Source organism: Mesobacillus harenae (genome assembly GCF_013343715.1).
In the GTDB taxonomy this organism is placed as follows: Bacteria; Bacillota; Bacilli; order Bacillales; family Cytobacillaceae; genus Mesobacillus_A; species Mesobacillus_A harenae.
The window spans coordinates 78606-93644 of record NZ_JABUNR010000014.1 but is presented as its reverse complement, the minus strand read 5'-3'; the positions used below and the strand labels follow the sequence as shown (position 1 = coordinate 93644).

Below are 15039 nucleotides of genomic sequence, written 5' to 3'. Positions count from 1 at the left end.
ACGGCTTTTATTGGTTCTACTGTAGGGTGCTTTCTATAATAAAAATTTGACTGTATCTCCTCATAACGGAACGTTTAATGATTAGCAGCTTTTCTTTTTAACTTGCTTGTTCCCGTGGTTTTTCATATATATCAATCCCAGCTTCATTCAGCATCCATTCGATATGGACACCGTATCCGCTTGTCGGATCGTTAACAAATACATGTGTAACAGCTCCGACAAGCCTTCCATCCTGTATGATAGGACTGCCGCTCATTCCCTGGACGATTCCCCCAGTCTTTTGAAGGAGATTTTTATCGGTTACCTTGATAACCATTCCTTTTGTTGCAGGAAACTTTTGCGGAATCGTACTGACAATTTCAATGTCGAAGAGGTTTACTTCATCATTGTCGACGACAGTCAATATTTTTGCTGGTCCTTCTTTAACTTGATGAGACAATGATATTGGCATTGCCTTATCCAGTACTTTATTTTGTATATTTTTGTTTAATTTCCCAAAGATACCATAGGGGCTGTTTCTTGTTATATTGCCAATTATTTCGCGATCAGACGAAAAGCGGGCAAGTTTTTCTCCAGGATCTCCATTACTTCCCTTTTCAATAGCTGTTACCGTTGATCGGACAATTTGCCCGTCTTCTACAACAATTGGCTTTTTTGTATCCATGTCTGATATCACATGACCTAAAGCACCATATTTCTTAGACTGCGGATGATAAAACGTCATCGTTCCAATCCCTGCAGCAGATTCACGGATATATAATCCAAGCTTATAGGAACTTTCATCTTTATTTTGTACAGGCTGAAGTTCCGTTTCTAGTTTTTCATTTTCACGTTTAAGCACTAATTTTAAAGGTTTTCCCTTTTTTCCAGATTCTTGGACAAACGGTCCGACTTCACTCATATTTTCGATTGGGTTTCCGTTGATCTCAGTGATTATATCCCCAATTTTTATACCGGCCTTCTCGCCAGGTGATACCTTTCCTTCAGCAGAATCAACTTGGTGGTGGCCCACAACAAGCACTCCAACTGTATTAAGTTTTACACCTATCGACTGTCCCCCGGGTATAACCTTGAAGTTCTTTAATACATTAACATCAACTTTTTTTATCGGGAAACCGGCAAGCTCTAAAACCATCTCATTCTTTCCTTTTTCCTTCGCTTCTAACGAGACAGTTTGACGGTCCTGATTTAATGCTACACTGTTATTTTCTATGCTAACTGTTGCGTTGGCAGATACTGATTTGGGATATTGCAGTTCCTGCCCCTCAAACAATGTTATTTCATTTGGAATCGATAAATAGTTTTGCATGGGCTGTGAGAAGCCGATTGCAATTAATGAAACAAGGAGAATTCCACCAATTAGCCTTCTGAGAAATTCTTTACTCAATCCTTTTCACTCTCCTCGCTTCTAGTCCACACACACACACTAATGGCTACATCTTTAATTTTGCCTTCACAGGGAGCATTTATAACCTTTAAATAAATAAAAAAGCTACCCAGTTTGGATAGCTTTTCAAGTTGCTGTTTTCATGTCATGCGCAAGGAGTAAAAGCTCTTCCGCATGCTTCTTCGTTAAATCTGTTATTTCTACCCCAGAAATCATCCGGCCTATTTCCCTAATTTTTTCTGCTTCATTTAACGGAAGAACCGATGTCCGTGTACGTCCGCTCTTAATTGTTTTGGTAATATAGAGGTGAGTATCCGCCATAGCAGCAACTTGCGGCAGGTGAGAAATACAAAGAACCTGTGAATCAACTGATACTTTATAAATCTTTTCTGCAATCGCCTGGGCCACTCTTCCGCTGACACCGGTATCAACTTCATCAAAAATTATTGACGTAACTCCCTGATGTTTGGAAAAAATACTTTTTAACGCCAGCATAATACGGGATAATTCTCCGCCTGAAGCAACTTTTGAAAGCGGCTTTAATGGTTCTCCAGGATTTGTAGAGATATAAAATTCTATCCGATCCATCCCATTTTTCGTATAGGTCTCCGGTGCAGCATGAAATTTCACTTCAAAGACTGTCTTCTCCATATACAAGTCTTTTAGTTCTTTTAGAATTAGTTTCGTCAGCTTTTTTGCCCACTTTTTCCTTAAACTGCTAAGATTATTGGCTTCAATTGCAAGGTCTTTCCTAAGTGAGATAAGTTCCTTTTCGATTTGACCAATATGGACTTCTTTGTTTTCAATTGTTTCTATCTCTTCTTCAATTGTTGCAGAATACTCCAATATTTCTTCAATCGTTTTTCCATACTTACGTTTGAGTTGATTAATCTCGTTGAGGCGTTCTTCTATTTCATTTAAGCGCTGCGGATCATACTCCAGCTGATTGAGCTCGTTTCTTAGATTGTGAGCTGTATCTTCAAGAGCATAAAAGCTAGTCGCCACGGCATCATACATTTCTTTGTAGGATGGCTCAAGATCAGCTGCAGCCTGGAGGTTGTCCATAACCATGCCAATCCAATCAAGGCCCTTCTGATCGCCCTGTAGCGCTCCATAGCTGCCTTGAATGGATTCATATATCTTTTCGAAATTGCCGAGCTTTCTTTTCTCTTCAAGAAGGTCGGTATCTTCATTAAGCTTTAATTGGGCGGACTGTATTTCAGTAAGCTGAAATTGGATTAAATCAAGCCTATGAGCCATTTGCTGCTCGTTTTCACTAAGGCTTTTCAACTTTTTCTCAGTCTGCTCGTACGTTCGGTAAACCTGAAGATATTCTTTAACCGCGGGGAATATTTCATCTGATCCAAATTGATCCAGGAGCATAAAATGATTAGTTTCATCCATTAACTCCTGATGTTCATGCTGGCCATGAATATCTATCAAGGTGGAGCCGATTTCCCTTAAAACAGCGATAGTAACAAGCTTCCCATTAACCCTGCAGACGCTTTTACCGCTGCTTGCGATATCACGACGCAGCACCATCATTCCATCTTCAATCTCAATTCCGAATTCCTTAGCCTTGTTATAACAGGGGTGATGGAGTGTATCAAGGAAAAATAGTCCTTCAATCTCAGCTTTGTCTTCTCCGTGGCGAACAAATTCAGATGAACCCCTGCCGCCAACAAGCAGGTGAACAGCATCAATAATAATGGATTTTCCTGCCCCTGTTTCACCAGTTAAAACTGTAAGGCCCTTTTTAAAAGAGACCGAGAGTCCTTCAATAATCGCAAAATTTCTTATTGATAATTCGTTTAACAAAGATTAACACCTCGCCTTACAGCATTTCTAAAAAGCGATTGGAAATAAGTTCCGTGTGTTCTGGTGTCCTGCATATGATTAATATCGTATCATCACCGCAAATGGTCCCAAGAATTTCCTCCCAATCAAGATTATCGATTAAAGCCCCAATGGCATTGGCATTACCAGGAAGTGTTTTCATAACAAGCATATGCCCTGCATGGTCAATTCGAACAAACGCATCCATCAAAGATCTTTTTAACTTCTGCAAAGGATTGAATCGTTGGTCGGCGGGAAGGCTGTATTTATATCTCCCATCCATCAGTGGAACTTTTACAAGATGCAGTTCTTTAATATCTCTTGACACAGTTGCCTGTGTCACATTATACCCAGCATTCTTTAATCGGTCGACAAGATCGTCTTGTGTTTCAATATCATTGTTTGTTATGATTTCTCTAATTTTAATATGCCGCTGGCCTTTATTCATCTTAATCACCTCTATAATCATCAATAAAACACTGGAACATTCAATAAAATCTTTTTGTCCTTTTATGTTAGCCGATTTTTCCATAATGTACAATCTTTCGGGCAAATTATACATAAATATAACAATATATGTATAATGAGCAACAGATTTTGGTCTTTAATTAGAGCCTAAAAGGGAATAGCTGCGTTATATAATCGTCTCCTGCTGGTTCACTTACTTGACCATCCAGATTGAACTCCCATAAAAAAAGACCGGAAATAGGCTGCTTCCTATTCTTCGGTCTTCTTTACTTTATCTTTAAATTCTTGATGGGCTTTAAGTACAACCTCGAGTGGCGATTCTGGCAACATCTGCTTCCCTTTTCCTTCACCAGCCCACTTAAGATGAAGCAAAAACTCGATATTGCCGTCTCCTCCTGTAATGGGGGAAAATGATAAGTTTTTTACTTGATAGTCCTCGGCTGATGCAAACTGAATGATCTTGTCAATTACTTGCTCATGTACTTTCGGATCTCTGACAATGCCCTTTTTTCCAACCTGGGCTCTCCCCGCCTCAAATTGCGGTTTTACCAAGGCCACCACATCACTTTCAGGTACAAGGAGAGTTTTAAGTACGGGGAGGATCAATTTTAAGGATATGAACGATACGTCTATTGAAGCCAGATTAGGCATCTCCCCATCCAGATCTTGAGGCGTTACATATCTGAAATTAGTTCGTTCCATAACCGTTACGCGCTCGTCCTGCCTAAGTTTCCAGGCAAGCTGATTATAGCCTACATCCAAAGCGTAAGACTTTTTTGCTCCGTGCTGGAGAGCACAGTCAGTAAACCCCCCTGTGGAAGCACCGATATCAAGAAGCACTTTGTCCTTAATATCAAGGTTGAAGACCTTAAGTGCTTTTTCAAGCTTCAACCCGCCTCTGCTCACATAGGGAAGAACATTCCCTTTTACAGTGAGCGGCAAATCGATGCTAATTTTCTCTCCCGGCTTGTCCAGCCTGTTTTCATTTGAAAAAACAATTCCAGCCATAATAGCACGCTTTGCTTTTTCCCTTGTCTCGGCAAGGCCTCGTTCAACAAGGAGGATATCTAAACGTTCCTTTTTACTTTTCATCTGTTACGCCCTTTTTTGTTTGAGTCTGACAAGTTTTTGCAATTTCTGAACCACCACTTCGGCAGTCAGCCCGATCTCTTGAAGAAGTTCTTTCACACTGCCATGCTCAATAAATTTATCCGGAATGCCCATTCGTTCTATTTTAGCTTGATGGTATCCTTGCTCATGTGCATATTCAAGCACAAAACTGCCAAAACCACCTTGCAAAACAGCTTCTTCTATTGTTATAAACGGTATATTTTCCTCTAGCATATCTGTAAGCATTTTTTCATCAAGCGGCTTAATGAATCTGGCGTTGACTACTCTAACTGAAATACCGAGTTTTTCAAGCTGTTCAGCAGCTTGCATGGCCATTGAAATCGTTGTTCCGAAGGTAAGAATAGCGGCGTCTCTGCCTTCTCGGAGGATTTCCCAGGTACCGATAGGAATTGTCTTTAATTCCTTGTCCATTGGAACGCCTAATCCGTTGCCGCGCGGAAAACGCAGAGCAATAGGACCATCATCATAATTTATTGCTGTATTAACCATATGCTGTCCTTCGTTTTCATCTTTAGGCATCATAAGGACTAAGTTCGGCAGATGTCTTAAAAAGGCAATATCAAAAACGCCCTGATGGGTTTCCCCGTCAGCCCCAACGAGGCCTGCTCTGTCTATTCCAATAAAGACATTTAAATTCTGGCGGCATATATCATGTACAACCTGGTCATATGCACGCTGCAGAAATGTGGAGTAAATAGCTAAAAATGGTTTCATCTTTTGGGTAGCCAAGCCTGCGGCAACTGTTGCAGCATGCTGTTCAGCAATTCCTACATCAAACATTCGATCAGGAAATTCGCTTGCAAACCCTTCAAGCTTGGATCCTACCGGCATGGCTGGGGTGATAGCTACTATCCTGTTATCCTCACGGGCTAATCTCCGAACAGTTTCACTGATTAATTTGCTCCAGCCTGGGGCTGCATTAACTGGTCCAACAAAATCACCTGTTTCCATTTTGTATGGCCCTGTTCCATGCCAGGTTCCTATCTTGTCACTTTCTGCAGGATCGAATCCTTTTCCTTTTTTCGTTATCACATGAAGCAATACAGGACCTTCTTGTTTTTTTGCATAGGCCAGATTCTCAAATAAGGCCTCATAATCATGTCCATCTACTGGACCTAGATAGGTAAGGCCCATCTCCTCAAAAAACATCCCAGAAACAAAAAGATACTTCAAACTATCCTTTATTCTTTCTGCTGTTGATGCAACACGTCCGCCCACTGCAGGGATTTTCTTTAGGAGAACCTCCAATTCGTCCTTCACCCAATGATATTTTCCAGCCGTACGTAAACGGCCAAGCACATTATGAAGGGCTCCGACGTTTGGAGCGATTGACATTTCATTGTCATTTAGGATAACGATTATATTTTTCTTTTCATGGCCGATGTGATTCAATGCTTCTAGGGCCATTCCCCCAGTAAGGGCACCATCCCCGATAATTGGAATGATATGTGAATCCTCCCCTTTAATATCCCTCGCAATGGCCATTCCCATAGCTGCAGAAAGAGAAGTAGAACTATGCCCCGTTTCCCATACATCATGATCACTCTCAATCATTTTTGGAAAACCGCATAATCCTTTATATTGGCGTAATGTATCAAACTGGCAGGCACGCCCAGTTAAAATTTTATGAACATAGGATTGGTGTCCTACATCCCAGATCAATTTATCCTTCGGGCTATCAAAGCACTTATGAAGTGCAACAGTTAATTCCACTACACCTAAATTCGGTCCGATATGGCCGCCGGTGTTGGAAAGCTTTTCTATCAAAAATTGTCTAATATCCTGGCTAAGTGCCTCCAATTCCTCATTGGACAGTTTTTTCAAGAAGGACGGGTCTTTGATTGATAACAGATCCATATCGGACCACTCACTTTCGTTTCTGACTTAGATTTTTCCGCTTTTTATCATTTATAAGGGTTATATGAAATTTCTCTTCAATAAACTGAAGGACCTTTCCGACCTGAAAGATAATATCTTTCGAGTACCGGATAGCAATGGACTTCCCAATTGCCTTTCCTCCAACGGTTATAGCTGCTATTGTACTTGTGAGGGTCACTGAAATAACATATTCAAACAGTGAGCTTTGGCCCATACGGAAGGCTAAGGTCAGCTGCATAATGACGATAGCAGCCGCTGTTCCACTTATGATTCCTGATATATCTCCAATGACATCATTACAAAAGCTTGCAAACCGGTCGGCATTGCGAACAACTTTAATTGCTTGTTTGGCACCATAAACCTTTTGGGAGGCCATAGAATGGAATGGAACTTCATCAGCGGCAGTAGCTGCTATCCCAATCATATCAAAAAATATACCAATCAGAACGATAATAAAAACAACACCAAGCCCTGTTCCCCAGGCAACTTCATTTAAAATCATATTGGAAGTAATTGAAAAAAGAGCCGCTAACACAAACGTGATAACGGCAATGCTTATACTCCACTTCATTGTACTTAACAGTAGTTTCTTCACTTTATCGTACGCCTTTGCGGGAGTTTTAAAACTAAATATTTTAAAAACATGTACTATGTAAATGGAGAAACCATTTAAGGTTCTCCCTGTATTAAACAAGAAATGAGAGAAATGGATGGCCATATAAAGAGTTAAAATTACGGCTTAGGTCCAGTAGGTTTTCCCAAGCAAATACCGAATGTTGCCATACCGGCGGTTTCCCTTTAAATCTGCCTTAGCTGTGTCGCCAGCAGCTAGACTGGATTACCACTTAGTCCGCACTATAATCCTCTTTACATGTCACAAAGTCGAACAGTCTAGGAGATTTCCTCTACAGCCTTTAACCTGCTCCCTATCCTCTTTTGCAAAGCAGATTTCATACGGGCGAAAAAGGAATATATTAATGGCCACCTAATGTATTCCTCTGTTACCGCAATCCCCTCATGCTTCACTCAAGGCAGGCTACGCTGCTTATGATTCCCCATGGATCACGCTGCAGGTTCATAACCCGGCACCTAACTTTACGATCGTAAAACTAAATAACCGGGGCCTCCGCGGTTAAAGGGTCATCGCCCACATGCCATTGCAGATCGCCCTTAAACCTTACTCCCTGAATTGACCCAAGGCTGGGCGCCTCAAGCCAAAGCAAGGAACTTCATCGATGTGCCCTTTAGTGGATTTTTAGGCCCACCTTCAGGAACGGTAGACTGACTAGAATACTGCACCATCCTTATAACACAAAATATTATATCATATAATTAATTTTTTCTCAATTCACCGGGCTTAATGTAATCTTCTGGCTACTAGCTCGGTCATTTCTTCAAGCATGGATGTCTCAAGTCCTGTTGACAAAAGTGCCTCATTCGCCAATCGAATATGGTCCTCAAGCGCTTTTTTTGCTCCATCCATAGTCAGGAGCGCCGGGTATGTACTTTTATTGTTAACCGTATCACTTCCGACGGGCTTACCGATTAATTCCTCAGTTCCCTCAAGGTCGAGAATGTCATCTCGAATTTGAAATGCTAGCCCAAGGTGATGAGCAAATTTCCCCAGTTTCTCTTTTTCGTGGAAATCTGCTCCTGCTAAAATAGCCCCTGAAAGAACACTAAACATTAGGAGCTTCCCCGTCTTATAAGTGTGGATGTATTCAAGCTCATTCAGAGATAATTCTTTCCCCTCTCCCTGGATATCGGCAGATTGCCCCTCAACCATTCCTTCTGCTCCAGCGGCTTTGGACAGTTCGCTAATTAATTCTAATTTGGTTGTTGCCGGAATTTCTCCGGACATATCCGCAATCAACTTGAAGCTTAACGTCAAAAGAGCATCACCGGCCAAAATAGCAGCAGCTTCTCCAAACACTTTATGATTAGTAGCCTTCCCTCTTCGAAGGTCGTCATCGTCCATGCTTGGCAAATCATCGTGAATTAAAGAATAAGTATGTATCATTTCAATTGCTGCAGCTACATCCAGCCCTTTCTTTGGATCCTGACCGAACGCTTTTATCGTTAAAAACATGAGTAGCGGCCTGATTCTTTTCCCTCCAGCTTTGAGAGAATATAACATCGAATCTTTAAGAAGACTTGAAGCTGACATTTGGCTGACAATCTCTGCCATTCTCACTTCTAATAAAAGATTATATTCTGCAATGAACTCCTTAAATAATCTATTTTCCACCATTATTCCTCCTCTGTTATCGAGAAGCCTTCAGTCTGCCCGCCCTCCGTAACTATTTGAGCCAGCTGTTCTTCAACATTTTTAAGTTTATCGTGGCAAAGCTTCGAAAGCTCCATTCCTTCTTTATAAAAACTAATGGCTTCTTCTAAAGGAATATCCCCTTCCTCAAGCTGCTCGACAATTCCTTCTAACTTTTCCATTGCCTCTTCAAAGGTCAGTTTTTTTTCTTTCGCCATTATTTTTCTCTCCTTCGATTCCAGAAATTTTACAATGAATTACACCGTCTGATAATTGGACTTTTATAGCATCATTTTTCTTTAAATTAGCTGTTTTCTTAACGAGGCTTCCTTCCTTTGTATAAACAAGGCTGTAACCTCGCTCCATAATCTTCAAAGGGCTTAAAGCTTCCAAAGTTGAGACCATATTAGTGAACTCATTTTGTTTATTTTTTAAAATGACCTCCATTCCCCTATTGAGGGAACGCACCGTACGGCGAAGATCATCTTCTGATTCTTTTCTAAGCTGCTCTGGATGAACCCTGCTCAGACGCTTTTTGAATATCAATAAAGTTTCCGATTTTGTTTCATAAAGCCTGTGGGCACCCTTCATTAAAGAATCAGTCCACTTATCTAATTGTTCAAGCTTTTGTTCATAAAGCCTTTTAGGATACCTAAATGCGTAGGACTTTTTTAATCGGCTGTACCGTTCCTGCTGAAAATTGACTTTTTCCTTCATCGATCTTAACAGCCTTGTCTGCCGGTTTAGAACTCTATCCATTAATTCGTCAATATGAGGTACAGCGATTTCGGCGGCCCCTGTTGGCGTTGGAGCTCTCATATCAGCAACAAAATCTGCTATCGTAAAGTCTGTTTCATGGCCAACTGCAGAAATTATCGGAATCCTGGAATCAAAGATAACCCGTGCAACCGATTCTTCATTAAATGACCAAAGCTCCTCAATTGACCCTCCCCCACGTCCGATAATCAGGACGTCAACATCCGTTCTGCTATTCGCTTGTTTAATCGCCTTAACTATGGAGGGAGCTGCCTGCCCGCCTTGAACTAAAGCAGGGAAAATCAGGACTTTCGCAATTGGGTATCTTCTTTTTATTGTTGTTATAATATCACGGACTGCAGCACCTGTCGGAGAGGTAACAACACCAATTACTTTTGGATATTTTGGAAGGGGCTGTTTATGTCGGGGAGAAAAAAGCCCTTCAGATTCAAGTTTCTCTTTGAGCTGTTCAAATGCTAGAAACAACGCACCGATACCGTCTGGCTGCATTTCTTTTATGTATACTTGATACTGTCCACTTGGCTCGTAAACACTGATTTCTCCCCTTATTAAGATTTTCATGCCATTTTCGGGCCTGAATTTCATGGCACGATTATTCCTAGAAAACATAACAGCTAACACTCTTGCCTTTTCATCTTTCAGCGTAAAATACATATGGCCACTGGAATGCTGCTTAAAGTTAGATATTTCTCCCTTAACAAAAACGTCCTGTAAATGTGGATCCGCATCAAATTTTCTTTTTATGTATTTGGTTAGAGCACTAACTGATAGATAACGGTGTTCTTTCATAGGTACTCCTTTGTATACAATATTTATAAAGACTTATTGGCAGGCACCCTTTCACAAGCCTTAAAAAATACTATTCAAGAATGCAAAAATAAAACTGTCCATATCCAGGTTGATTTAATAGCCTCATTGTTCAAATGATCCTAGGCTTTTTAAAATCTTACATAGATAAGGACAGATTAGCAATTATTTACTCGGTACAGTGTGAAGAGCCTTTTTGGCAGATTTTAATGTATTCAACAAAAGCATGGCAATTGTCATAGGACCTACACCGCCCGGAACCGGAGTGATATAGCCAGCCTTGTCTTTCACTTCATCAAAAGAGACATCCCCACATAATTTCCCAGAGTTATTCCGGTTCATCCCTACGTCTATGATCACAGCACCTTCTTTAATATGGTCTGCTGTAATTAGGTCTGCCCTGCCAACAGCAGCTACGAGTATATCTGCAGCCCTAGTATGTGCTTTTAGGTCTTTCGTTTTTGAGTGACAGTATGTAACCGTAGCATTTTCGTTCAGGAATAATTGCCCAGACGGTTTCCCAACAATGTTGCTTCTCCCTACAATAACAACATTTTTCCCTTCTGGATCAATACCAGTTTCCTTTAGCATAACCATTATCCCATAGGGTGTACAAGGAAAAAAGGCGTCTTGTCCCGTCATTAGCCTGCCAATATTAACAGGGTGAAAACCATCCACATCTTTTTCAGGAGAAATGGTTTCGATCACCTTAATCTCATCAATATGAGCTGGTAAAGGAAGCTGCACAAGTATGCCATGAATGGAGGAATCAAGATTTAGTTCCTCAATTTTTTCCAATAACTCCTGTTCAGTTACTGAGTCTGAAAGAGTGATCAAGCTAGAATGCATCCCCACCTCTTTGGAGGCTTTTTGCTTGTTGTTAACATATGTTTTTGAGGCCTGGTTATCTCCAACAAGTATGACTGCGAGACCTGGGATGATATTTCTTTCGTTTAATTCTTTTACTTCATCCGCAATTTCGACCCTTTTTTTTCTGGCAATTTCTTTCCCATCAATTAAAACAGCTGTCATTTGCCTTCCCCCTCACAATAAGGAGTACCTAATCAAACCTGCCTAGTAACTGTAATTATGCTAAATCATGCTTAATTTTGGATAGTACTCCATTAATAAACCGGCTGGATTGATCGTCCCCATATATTTTCGCTATTTCTATTGCCTCATCCAGAACTACGTTGGCCGGGACTTCGTCTCTGCAATATATTAATTCATAAACAGCAATTCTCAACAAATTTCTATCTACGTTTGCGATTCGGTCCATGGTCCATTTTTCAAGCTTTCCCTTAATCATTTCATCAATTTCTTCCAGATGCTCTACAACTCCGCCTACCAGCCTTGTCATATAATCATCTGCAGGTTCATTTTCAAGAACATGCTCGATTGCCTCACTCGTATCTGCCTTGCTTAAATCGATTTGAAAAAGTGCCTGTAATGCCTTTTCTCTAGCTGTTCTTCGTTTCATTCTATTCTATGACTCCTTTTCGGCTTCTGAATGATAAGAAAAGCAAAAAGCTTGGATCTTCACTGCTTTTCAGTTATCAAAATCATAGCACAAGTTTTTCCTATATGCATGCTTCCCTACTATTTTTCCTCATTTCGGCAAGTTTATCAAAACTTGGCCAATCAGTATGCTGTACTGTTCATTGAACAGCATATCAATTTGCCCTGCAAGGCTTGTAGTTAAGTCGTTCTTTGCCTTCAGCAAGAACAAAGCTGCGAACTTGCAGACAACGCATGTGATCATCTGCACCTAAGGTTTTTATAATAAACTCAACTATAAAAAAACCAAAGACAAAAAATGCCTTTGGTTTCTGAACAAAAGCGCAAGCGCCTTGAACAGCCCGACAAGCGCTGTTGGGTTAGAAGGTGAAGTCTACCTTGACTTCATCAGCTGGACCGAAGCGACTCGAGGGGTTAGGCGCTGGAGCTAGACAGTAGTCAATGTTCAAAATAATATACTTTCTTATCTTTTAAAGAAAAGCCTAGACTTCCTGTTCGTAATCATTTTCTTGTTTTGGGGTTTCGAATTGTATGCCCACCACATGAATGTTTACTTCAGCGGCTTCAAGAGCTGTCATATTTAAAAGCGCCTGGCGAATGTTATCCTGGATCTTTTGGGCGACAACTGGGATAGAAATGCCAAATTTCATAACACAATAGACATCCACCTTAATGCCCTCTTCAGACAATTCTACCTTTACACCTTTACCATGGTTTTTTTTGCCGAGTCTTTCAACAACACCTGCAGCAAAACCTCCGCGCATCTGGGAAACACCCTCTACTTCAGATGCAGCTATACTGGCAATGACCTCAATTACTTCTGGAGCAATCTCAACTTTGCCTAGCCCGCCGTCTTCCTGGTTCATTTCAAGTACATGGTTGTTTTCACTCATTGTTGGCACCTCCTGGTTATTCTTCTGAATTCAAGACATCATACATTTCTAAAAATTTGGTGTTAAAATCGCCCTCTATAAACTTCTCATGGCTGAGCAGTTTTATATGGAACGGAATTGTCGTATGAACACCCTCAATTACAAATTCACTCAAGGCACGTTTCATCCTGGAGATCGCTTCTTCACGGCTATTACCGTATGTAATGACCTTAGCAATCATCGAGTCATAATATGGGGGAATTGTATATCCTGGATAAGCGGCTGAGTCAACTCTGACCCCGAACCCTCCTGGAGGAAGGTACATGTTAATTTTACCGGCTGACGGCATGAAGTTTTTCGCAGGATTCTCAGCATTAATGCGGCATTCTATTGACCATCCTGTGAACGTGACTTCTGCCTGAGTAATACTTAACTTATCACCTGAAGCGATTTTAATCTGCTCTTTTATCAAATCTACCCCCGTGACCATCTCAGTGACAGGGTGCTCGACCTGGATTCTTGTATTCATTTCCATAAAATAATATTTGCGATTGCGATAATCATATATAAATTCTACCGTGCCTGCACCTGTATAATCAACTGCTTTCGCTGCTTTTACAGCTGCGTTCCCCATTTCTTCACGAACTTCACCATCCAGGGCAGGTGAAGGGGTTTCCTCAAGCAGTTTTTGAAGTCTCCTCTGAATCGAACAGTCTCTTTCACCCAGATGGATGACATTTCCGTAATTATCAGCTAGCACTTGAATTTCTACATGCCTGAAATCCTCGATATACTTTTCAATATAAACACCTGGATTTCCGAAAGCTGTCATCGCTTCCTGCTGGGTAATATTCATTCCCTTAATTAAGTCCTGTTCAGTCCGGGCAATCCTTATTCCTTTGCCTCCACCCCCGGCTGTAGCTTTAATGATAACCGGATAACCGATTTTCTCTGCTAAGCCTGTAGCTTCTTCATCAGTCTTCACAATACCCTTAGATCCTGGCACGATGGGAACATTTGCTTCCCGCATCGTCTCCCTGGCAACATCCTTAGTGCCCATTTTCTGAATGGCTTCTGGTGAAGGTCCTACAAATATAATATTGCATTCCCGGCATAACTCTGCAAAATCAGCGTTCTCCGCCAGGAAACCGTATCCGGGGTGAATAGCATCACACCCAGTAAGATTGGCAACACTGATAATATTGGTAAAGTTTAAATAACTGTCTTTCGATGCTGTAGGTCCAATGCAATAAGCTTCGTCCGCAAGCTGCACGTGAAGCGCTTCTCTGTCAGCTTCGGAAAAGACTGCCACAGATTCTACCCCGAGTTCCCGGCATGCTCGGATAATTCGAACCGCTATTTCTCCTCTGTTTGCAATTAACAGTTTTTTTATCATTTCAATTCGCTCCTATTCGGGCTTAACTAAAAATAATGGCTGACCATATTCCACTAGCTGGCCATCCTCAGCCAGTACTTCCACAATTTCCCCATTAATTTCGGCTTCGATCTCATTAAATAGTTTCATTGCCTCTACTATACAGACTATTGAGTCCTTTGTAACCTTTGCCCCTGGCTTGACATAAGCGTCTGCGTCAGGTGATGGTGATTTATAAAATGTACCGACCATTGGAGAAGTAATTTTATGTAAGTTTGCGCTATCTTCTTTGACCTCTTCCGGCTGACTAGGCTTAACACTTTCAGTTTTTTCTGCCTGTACTGGCTTAGCCGGCTCCGCTTGTTCAATAATGCTTTGCTCCTTAACTGCGGCAGACGTTACAGCTTGTGTGGCTACCTGAGATCCTGAAGCAGTTTTCTTCATTTTGATTTTAGAACCATCATATTCATAAACAAATTCTTCAATGCTTGATTGATCAACTAGTTTGATCAGCTCACGGATTTCTTGTACTTTTAACATTAGCTGGCACCCCTTGTCCATTCTAAATAGTTATGACTAGATACTAATACTATACGATAATACCTTGTATAAATTCAATATGCGAATATTAAAGGCATATTTTCAGGGCATTTAAATTCCCTATAAGAACATCTTAATAGTTTTTCTAAAAAATGTGAATTGATTCGACAGGAATTTTCTATTC

14 protein-coding genes are annotated in these 15039 nt (G+C 40.9%); all 14 read right to left on the bottom strand.

Annotation, left to right across the window (positions count from 1 at the left end; all coding sequences use genetic code 11):
- Nucleotides 1-97 precede the first annotated feature (97 nt).
- The 14 genes from spoIVB to accB all read right to left on the bottom strand — a co-directional run bounded on the left by spoIVB (nt 98) and on the right by accB (nt 14855).
- Nucleotides 98-1387: a SpoIVB peptidase gene (spoIVB, locus tag HRJ06_RS17160; protein ID WP_174734189.1), complete on the bottom strand. Its 1290-nt coding sequence runs from the start codon at nt 1385-1387 to the stop codon at nt 98-100.
- A gap of 126 nt (nt 1388-1513) precedes the next feature.
- Nucleotides 1514-3205 carry a DNA repair protein RecN gene (recN, locus tag HRJ06_RS17155; protein ID WP_174734188.1) on the bottom strand — a complete coding sequence of 564 codons (1692 nt, stop codon included), beginning with the start codon at nt 3203-3205 and terminating at the stop codon, nt 1514-1516.
- A 16-nt stretch (nt 3206-3221) separates the two neighbouring features.
- Nucleotides 3222-3671, bottom strand: a complete 450-nt coding sequence (gene ahrC, locus HRJ06_RS17150; protein WP_174734242.1) for a transcriptional regulator AhrC/ArgR — start codon at nt 3669-3671, stop codon at nt 3222-3224.
- Nucleotides 3672-3940: 269 nt separating this feature from the next.
- The gene (locus HRJ06_RS17145; protein ID WP_174734187.1) at nt 3941-4783 is read right to left on the bottom strand and encodes a TlyA family RNA methyltransferase; all 843 of its coding nucleotides are present in this window, start codon (nt 4781-4783) and stop codon (nt 3941-3943) included.
- Nucleotides 4784-4786: 3 nt separating this feature from the next.
- On the bottom strand, nt 4787-6679 hold the full coding sequence (gene dxs, locus HRJ06_RS17140) for a 1-deoxy-D-xylulose-5-phosphate synthase (RefSeq protein ID WP_174734186.1): 1893 nt from the start codon (nt 6677-6679) through the stop codon (nt 4787-4789).
- Nucleotides 6680-6689: 10 nt separating this feature from the next.
- On the bottom strand, nt 6690-7295 hold the full coding sequence (locus tag HRJ06_RS17135; RefSeq protein WP_174734185.1) for a hypothetical protein: 606 nt from the start codon (nt 7293-7295) through the stop codon (nt 6690-6692).
- Between the two features lie 762 nt (nt 7296-8057).
- Nucleotides 8058-8951, bottom strand: a complete 894-nt coding sequence (locus tag HRJ06_RS17130) for a polyprenyl synthetase family protein (protein ID WP_174734184.1) — start codon at nt 8949-8951, stop codon at nt 8058-8060.
- A complete protein-coding gene (locus HRJ06_RS17125) occupies nt 8951-9184 on the bottom strand; it encodes an exodeoxyribonuclease VII small subunit (protein ID WP_174734183.1) in 234 nt (77 codons plus the stop codon). Before HRJ06_RS17125 ends, HRJ06_RS17130 begins: the two co-directional genes overlap by 1 nt.
- Nucleotides 9156-10532: an exodeoxyribonuclease VII large subunit gene (gene xseA, locus HRJ06_RS17120; RefSeq protein ID WP_174734182.1), complete on the bottom strand. Its 1377-nt coding sequence runs from the start codon at nt 10530-10532 to the stop codon at nt 9156-9158. The genes HRJ06_RS17125 and xseA overlap by 29 nt, the downstream gene beginning before the upstream one ends.
- A 183-nt stretch (nt 10533-10715) precedes the next feature.
- The gene (gene folD, locus HRJ06_RS17115) at nt 10716-11582 is read right to left on the bottom strand and encodes a bifunctional methylenetetrahydrofolate dehydrogenase/methenyltetrahydrofolate cyclohydrolase FolD (protein ID WP_174734181.1); all 867 of its coding nucleotides are present in this window, start codon (nt 11580-11582) and stop codon (nt 10716-10718) included.
- A gap of 55 nt (nt 11583-11637) precedes the next feature.
- Nucleotides 11638-12030 (bottom strand): transcription antitermination factor NusB, encoded by a 393-nt coding sequence (gene nusB / locus HRJ06_RS17110; RefSeq protein ID WP_174734180.1) that lies wholly within the window; start codon nt 12028-12030, stop codon nt 11638-11640.
- Nucleotides 12031-12550: 520 nt separating this feature from the next.
- Nucleotides 12551-12961 (bottom strand): Asp23/Gls24 family envelope stress response protein, encoded by a 411-nt coding sequence (locus HRJ06_RS17105; protein ID WP_174734179.1) that lies wholly within the window; start codon nt 12959-12961, stop codon nt 12551-12553.
- Between the two features lie 16 nt (nt 12962-12977).
- The gene (gene accC / locus HRJ06_RS17100; protein ID WP_174734178.1) at nt 12978-14336 is read right to left on the bottom strand and encodes an acetyl-CoA carboxylase biotin carboxylase subunit; all 1359 of its coding nucleotides are present in this window, start codon (nt 14334-14336) and stop codon (nt 12978-12980) included.
- Between the two features lie 12 nt (nt 14337-14348).
- Nucleotides 14349-14855 (bottom strand): acetyl-CoA carboxylase biotin carboxyl carrier protein, encoded by a 507-nt coding sequence (gene accB, locus HRJ06_RS17095; protein WP_174734177.1) that lies wholly within the window; start codon nt 14853-14855, stop codon nt 14349-14351.
- Nucleotides 14856-15039 lie beyond the last annotated feature (184 nt).